Annotated in this window: 6 protein-coding genes and 1 pseudogene; 3 read left to right on the top strand and 4 right to left on the bottom strand. The window is 69.9% G+C overall.

Annotated elements, in window-relative coordinates; genetic code table 11:
- Positions 1-116 precede the first annotated feature (116 nt).
- Positions 117-620 carry a LysM peptidoglycan-binding domain-containing protein gene (locus BV907_RS05505; protein ID WP_077488732.1) on the top strand — a complete coding sequence of 168 codons (504 nt, stop codon included), beginning with the start codon at positions 117-119 and terminating at the stop codon, positions 618-620.
- A gap of 12 nt (positions 621-632) precedes the next feature.
- Complete coding sequence (locus tag BV907_RS05500) at positions 633-1,196, top strand: dihydrofolate reductase family protein (RefSeq protein WP_077488731.1); 564 nt, start codon at positions 633-635, stop codon at positions 1,194-1,196.
- Between the two features lie 43 nt (positions 1,197-1,239).
- Here BV907_RS05500 and BV907_RS05495 read toward each other — a convergent pair whose 3' ends face one another.
- The 3 genes and pseudogenes from BV907_RS05495 to malQ all read right to left on the bottom strand — a co-directional run bounded on the left by BV907_RS05495 (position 1,240) and on the right by malQ (position 5,252).
- On the bottom strand, positions 1,240-1,821 hold the full coding sequence (locus BV907_RS05495; RefSeq protein ID WP_175637378.1) for a GAF domain-containing protein: 582 nt from the start codon (positions 1,819-1,821) through the stop codon (positions 1,240-1,242).
- A 218-nt stretch (positions 1,822-2,039) separates the two neighbouring features.
- Positions 2,040-2,956, bottom strand: a pseudogene (locus BV907_RS05490) (LacI family DNA-binding transcriptional regulator).
- A 55-nt stretch (positions 2,957-3,011) separates the two neighbouring features.
- The gene (gene malQ / locus BV907_RS05485) at positions 3,012-5,252 is read right to left on the bottom strand and encodes a 4-alpha-glucanotransferase (protein WP_077488729.1); all 2,241 of its coding nucleotides are present in this window, start codon (positions 5,250-5,252) and stop codon (positions 3,012-3,014) included.
- Positions 5,253-5,418: 166 nt separating this feature from the next.
- Here malQ and BV907_RS05480 point away from each other — a divergent pair, with 166 nt between their 5' ends.
- Positions 5,419-5,868: an SRPBCC family protein gene (locus BV907_RS05480; RefSeq protein WP_077488728.1), complete on the top strand. Its 450-nt coding sequence runs from the start codon at positions 5,419-5,421 to the stop codon at positions 5,866-5,868.
- Between the two features lie 27 nt (positions 5,869-5,895).
- Here the strand turns inward: BV907_RS05480 and BV907_RS05475 are convergent, their stop codons facing one another.
- Complete coding sequence (locus tag BV907_RS05475) at positions 5,896-6,204, bottom strand: CBU_0592 family membrane protein (protein ID WP_077488727.1); 309 nt, start codon at positions 6,202-6,204, stop codon at positions 5,896-5,898.
- Positions 6,205-6,289 lie beyond the last annotated feature (85 nt).

The following is a 6,289-nucleotide window of genomic DNA, read 5'->3' as shown; positions in this document are numbered from 1 at the left end:
AAGTTGTGGGGATCGAAGTTGTGGGGATCGACGACGACGCCCTCGACCCCGAGGGCTGACCCGACACGGCGGGCTGCGGCCTTGTGGCACCAGTCACGCCCCGTGAGACTGGTGCCATGCCGCACCTGCCGCAGATCAGCCTCCGATCCCCCGTCCCCTTCGACATCCTCGGTGCGGAGGTCGCCGTGACCGGCCTGGCCGCCGCCTTTGAGGCCGTCTACGGCTCGGTGACCGTCCGTGACGCCACCGGAACCATCGTCGCGGCCTCGAACCTCATCGGCGGCGGCAATGCTTTCTCCCTCTTCCATGCCGCGCTCGGCATCGGATCGCCGTCGACGCCGGAGGGCACCGTGACGATCGAGGGCACCAACGCGAGCGGGCTGTCCGAGAATGTCGTGTCCGTGACGGTCCAGGTGACGTTCGGAACCGTGCTCATGGGCGGGACGTACTCGGGCTTCCTCGTCCACACGGTGGTCCCGGGCAACACGCTCTCGGGCCTGGCCGACCAATACTACGGTGATCCGAATCTGTACGGCCGGATCTTCACGGCGAACCGGGACACGGTGTTCGACCCTGACCTCATCTACGCGGGCCAGGCGCTGCGGATTCCGCTGGGGTAGGGAGGGGCCCTCATGCGCAGCGTGACCTATTCCATGAGCGTCTCCCTTGACGGCTACATCGTCGGGCCGGACGGCGACTTCAACTGGACGGTGCCGGACGAGGAAGTCTTTCGCTTCTGGATCAACGAGATTCGAGGGGTCGGCGTCCACCTGTTGGGACGGCGGCTGTACGAGACGATGCTGTACTGGCAGACCGCCGAGAAGGATCCGTCGCTCGACGACGCGGAGCGCGAGTGGGCGGCGCTCTGGAACCCGCTGCCCAAGGTGGTGTTCTCCACGACGCTCACGGAGGTTCAGGGCAATGCCCGCCTGGCCACGGGCGGCGTGGCGGAGGAGATCGAGCGGCTGCGGTCCGAGCCGGGGGAGGGCGAGATCGCGATCGGCGGCGCGACCCTCGCCGCCGAGGCCGCTGGATTGGGTCTCATCGACGAGTACCGGCCCATGGTCTACCCCGTGCTGGTGGGCGGCGGCACTCCGTTCTTTCCCCAGCGCGAGCGCCGGGTGGATCTCGACCTCATCGAGACCCGCACCTTCAGCTCGAAAGTCGTCTACCTCCGCTACCGCGTGGCCCGCTAGCGGCCGCTGAACTCGCCAGATTCGCCTGCGTCGGCTGGCAGGGTCATCTCCGAGGCCAGGCCAATCGCAGGGAGCGGCTCAGCGAGGAGGCAAGATCAGCGGTCTTGCCCGACGTGTCGGCAACCCTGAGGGCCAGGAGCAAGGGCCTGCTCGCGAGCCGCGCCAGCTCCTGGGCCTTGGCGCGGCGCTCGTCCGGGAAGCCGGGCGAACCTTCGGCGTAGCAGTTCAGCACCGCGAGGGCCTCGGAGGAGGCCGGCAGGGGGATGGGGACCCCGATCACCGACCGGACCGGGACTCCGGCCATGGCCTTCCTGTAGCGCGGGTACCGGGTGTCGTTGAGCAGGTCTGCGACGTACACGATCTGCCCGGTCACGAGGGCGTCCTGGCCGGGCCCCTCGCCGCACGAATAGGTGACCTCGTCCATCCTGGCGGCCGTGTCGCTGCTGTTGCCCACGACAGCCTTCCGCCGCTCCCTCTCGACTCTGACGCTGCAGTGCGCGTCGCTCGGCCCGGAGAGCTCCCGCGCGCAGGCCTGCGCGAGTCCTTGAAGGAATCCGGCGAGGTCTGAACACTCCAGGAGCAGGTTCAGGAACTCGTCTTCTGCGATTCCGGTCGGCTTGTCCACGTCGTCCCCCTCGCTTCCCACGAAGCCGCGAAGGGAATCAGGCTCATCGGATTCTCTGCAACTCCGGAGAAAAATCTACATGCTTGTCATGTTCTTTTGAACATCTTTGTCACGAATCCCTCCCGAATCAACTGCCCCATGGTGCATTCCGTCATGAGAAGCGCTGAAAGGCGGCAATCGGGCCTTGTCCTGAAGCCGCCGTGGTCGAGAGCAGACGTTCACGAGGATTCGCGCTGGACCATCCGGAAGTTCACGAAGACCTCGCGCGCGGGCTCTGCGTCCCGCTCCTTGCCCCGGATCCGACGGAACAGGAGGTCCACCGCCGTCTCGGCGATCTGGGCGCGGACGGGGTCCACGGTGGAAAGGGCCGGCAGGGAGTACTGCGATTCGTCCAGGTCGTCGAAGCCGATGACGGCGACGTCCTCCGGCACGGACAGGCCCGATTCCTGCAGGACCCGCATCGCGCCGAGGGCGAGTGAGTCGTTGAGTCCGAACACGGTGTCGAGCTGAACGCCGGTGGCGAGCAAGGCGCGCATCGAAGTGGCGCCGTTGGCCCGGTGCCAGAGGGTCGTGTAGCCGATCAGCGCCGGATCGCAGGGCACGCCCGCCGCCTCGAGCGCCTCCCGGTACCCGCGCAGGCGCAGGCCGGCGGAGCCGATCACCTCGCCCTCGTGCGCGCCCACGACGGCGATGCGGCGCCGCCCGAGCGCGATAAGGTGCTCGGTGGCCGCCCGGGCCGCCTCGACGTTCTTCATCGTCACGTGGTCAGTGGGCCCGCCGAAGATGCGCGCCGAGCAGCACGAGCGGTTAGTCGACGTCGAGCAGCGCCGCATCGTCGTTGCAGTCTGCTCGATGAGCACCGTGAGCCTGCGCTCCTCCGCGGCCTGGATGACCGAGTCGGCCAGCTCGGCGAAGTAGCTCAGCATGAGCTCGGGCAGCGCGAGGCCTATGACGTTCGTCCGCCCGGAGCGGAGGCTGCGCGCCGTGAGGTTCGGCTGGTAGCCGAGCTCCGCGATGGCCTCCTCGACCTTCTGCCGCGTGGTGGGCGGATGTTCGGGTGGTCGCTGATGACGTTGGAGACCGTCTTGATCGAGACCCCGGCGGCGCGTGCCACATCGTGCATCGTGGCTGCCATGGCCCCTCCCCGCACCGGGTACGAGTGCACGGCTTCCCGGCCGACAGGGGAAGTTTTACATCGTTGAAAACGCGTCCCGGCGGGGCTCGACCCGGCGTCCCGCCACTGCCTCGCGCACCGTCGCGAGGAGCGAGCGGAACCGCGCGTTGCCGGCGAGCTCGTCCAGAAGGACGGGCGCGCCGTCGGGCCCTGCGAGCGGGATGCGCCAGTTCGGGTACTCGTCCGAGGTGCCGGGCTGGTTCTGCGTGCGGGCATCCCCCACCGCGTCGACGACCGCGACGCCGAGCAGGGACGACGGCGTGAGCGCCGTGAACGCGTACAGCGCCTCGACGATCCGCCGCACCTCCTCGGGGCTGCGGCCGCCGAAACCGGCGTGCGGATCGGCCGACGGCGGCAGCAGCCCGCGCTCCCGGACCCGCTCGAGCACGGCCTCCTGCTCCGCGAGGGCCGCCGCGAGCTCCTCCTCGAGGGGCCGCCGCAGGAGGCCGAGCGACTCGCGAAGCCTGACGTGCTCGCCCGCGAGGTAGCCCGCCGTCGGCGGCAGGTCGTGGGTGTTGACCGAGGTGAGGCACGCCTGCCGGTACGCCTCGGGGGCGAGGGGGACGCCGGCGTCGTGCTCGAACCACAGGATCGAGGTGCCGAAGATGCCGCGCTCGGAGAGGTAGTCGCGCACCCACGGCTCGAAGACGCCGAGGTCCTCGCCGATGATGACGGCGCCCGCGCGCTGGGCCTCGAGGGCGAGGATGCCGATGAGCGCCTCGTGGTCGTAGTAGACGTACGTGCCCTCCTGCGGGCCGGCGCCCTCGGGGATCCACCAGAGGCGGAAGAGGCCGAGGATGTGGTCGATCCGCAGCCCACCCGCGTGCCGGAGGATCGTGCGGAGCATGTCCCTGAATGCGGCGTAGCCGGAGGCCTCGAGCCGCACGGGGTGCCAGGGCGGCTGGCTCCAGTTCTGGCCCTGCTGGTTGAACACGTCCGGCGGCGCGCCCACGGTCACGCCCTTGGCGAGGACGTCCGCGAGCGCCCAGGCGTCGGCGCCGGTCGCCTTGACCCCGACGGCGAGGTCGTGCACGACGCCGAGGTCCATGCCCGCCTCGTGCGCGGCGCGCTGCGCGGCCTCGAGCTGGGTGTCGCAGATCCACTGGAGCCACGTGTGGAACTCGATGCGGTCAGCGAGCTCGGCCCGCTGGGCGCGGGCGGCGTCCGACGCCGGGCCGGCGGCGAGCGCGGCGGCGGCGCCGTCGTCGTCGGTGCCGCCGTGCGCGCCGGTTTCCTCCACGGGTTCCGCCGAAGCCCGTTCAGCCAGCGCGCACCACAGCGCGAAGTCCTCGAGCCCGCGGCCGAGCTCGGCGCGGAACCGCTCGTAGGCGCGCTGCCGCGCGGGGCTGCGGGGGACAGCGTGGATGAGCTCGAGCGCGGCGAGCTTCGCCGCGTAGGCCGCGTCGCGCTCGAGCAGCCCGGGCGCCCGGTTGGCGGCGTGGAGGCGGCTCGCGAGGTCCGCGACAGTGGCCCGCTCGGCGGGGTCGAGGTAACCGTACTCGGGGATCTCCTCGGGGCGGACGTAGATCGGGTTGACGAAGCGCCTGGTGGTCGGCAGGTAGGGCGAGTCCTCAACCGGCGGCGCCGGCTCGGCGGCGTGCAGCGGGTTGACGAGCACGAAGCCCGCGCCCTCGGCGGCCGAGACGGCGGCGAGGTCCGCGAGGTCGGCGAAGTCGCCGATCCCCCACGAGCGCTCCGAGCGGACCGAGTAGAGCTGGGCCATGAGGCCCCAGTGCCGCACGTCGCGGAGCGCGTCCGTCGTGGCGAGCCGCGCGGGGGTGACGACGAGCGCGCACGCCGCCGCCCCGCCGTCGTGCTCGGCGTGCAGCGTGTGCCAGCCCAGCGGCAGGCGCTCGGGGACGGCGAAGAGCGCGCGTCCGGTCACGACGCCGTCGACCTCCCGGGGCGGATCCCAGCACTCGATCTGTGCGGCCGGGTGCAGCGAGCCGTCCTCGGCCTCGATCCACGCCCGCACCCTCGCCCCGTGCGCGACGTGGACCGGCACGGTGCGCGCCTCTCCCTCGCGCACGACGACGACGGGCGGCACCGTGCGCCGCCACGGGGCGGGCGCGACGTCGTCGAGGGACGCCCGCACCTCCGCCGCGGTCTCCGCCGGCACCCCGAGCGCGGCCAGGACCGTGCGCAGGGTCTCCCGGGATACTTTGCGTTCGACGCCGTCCCAGCCGTAGAAGGACGTGCTCACGCGATGTGCTGCGGCCAGCTCCTCGAGCGGCCCTGCTGCCAGATCCTCCGCCATGCCGACCACTCTATGCGGCGGGCCGGGGGGCAGGAGACGAGATCGAAGAACGTCACATCGAACTATGGCCCCCTAACGGGCCCTTGCCGGAAGATGCTGCTCACCACAGATGGGAGCGGCGCCTATCGAGAGTCGTCCCTCCACCTTGCCTTGAGGGGAGAATTCCGTGATCAGCATCGAGGACCGCATCACGATAGCGCGGCCAGCGGAGGACGTCTTTGCCTTCATCGCCGATCTCAACAACATCCCCACGTGGCAGTCCGAGGTCGTCACCTCCAAGGTCGTCACGCCTGGACCAACCAGGGTGGGGACGCGCTTCACCGAAGACGTGAAGATGGGCCCGCGCCGGACCACCGCGAACTGCGAGGTCACCGAGTTTGCCCCTGGCTCCATGATGGGATTCACGGCTACATCCCCGGCCATGGACTACCAAGGCCGCTTCACCCTCGCTCCGGCCAGCGGCGGCTCGGAATTCACCATGACCGGCACCGCCCAACTCAAAGGCTGGTGGCGCCTGATGCAGCCGCTCATGGAGGGCGAGTTCAAGCGCGGCATCCGCAAGGAGCTTGAGGCGGTCAAGGCCTATCTGGAGGGCAACCGCGACGCGGAGCGTTAGAAAGGCCAGATCTGAGGCACCTGGCACTCAGGCCTGCGACAGGCGGGCGTCTCCGGAACCGGTATGGCTCGGTGCCGGACTGGGTTCAGCCTCAGCTGGATTCACCCGCCGGAAGGCTTTGACCATGCCGTGAAGGCCTAGGCCTGCCCACGCAAAGTTCGCCGCGGCGCTCGGCCAGGCGCCGTAGAGCACGCACGCGATCCCGCCCAGCAGGCCACCCACCATGTTCAGAGTCGCGTACATGCGGGACTCCGCCGCGAGCCGCCCTCTCGACAGCATCACGTATGCCACGAAGGTCCCGGCCGTCCCCATCCAGCCCAGAGCTGCGGCCAGCATTGCGTCTCCCCTCCTCGCACAGTGGTTCCAGCAGTAATGATGGCGAGATCAGATGTTTAGATCAATTGCACTTAGCTGCAGACAT

The sequence above is a fragment of the Sinomonas mesophila genome (genome assembly GCF_001999765.1).
Classification (GTDB): Bacteria; Actinomycetota; Actinomycetes; order Actinomycetales; family Micrococcaceae; genus Sinomonas; species Sinomonas mesophila.
The sequence above is the reverse complement of the archived record's forward strand: the minus strand, read 5'-3'. Positions and strand labels throughout refer to the sequence as shown.

Excerpts from the sequence above, each read along its gene's own strand:
- BV907_RS05475 (WP_077488727.1), bottom strand. The coding sequence starts at position 6,204 with ATGCTGGCCGCAGCTCTGGGCTGGATGGGGACGGCCGGGACCTTCGTG.
- malQ (WP_077488729.1), bottom strand. The coding sequence starts at position 5,252 with ATGGCGGAGGATCTGGCAGCAGGGCCGCTCGAGGAGCTGGCCGCAGCA.
- BV907_RS05505 (WP_077488732.1), top strand. The coding sequence starts at position 117 with ATGCCGCACCTGCCGCAGATCAGCCTCCGATCCCCCGTCCCCTTCGAC.
- BV907_RS05500 (WP_077488731.1), top strand. The coding sequence starts at position 633 with ATGCGCAGCGTGACCTATTCCATGAGCGTCTCCCTTGACGGCTACATC.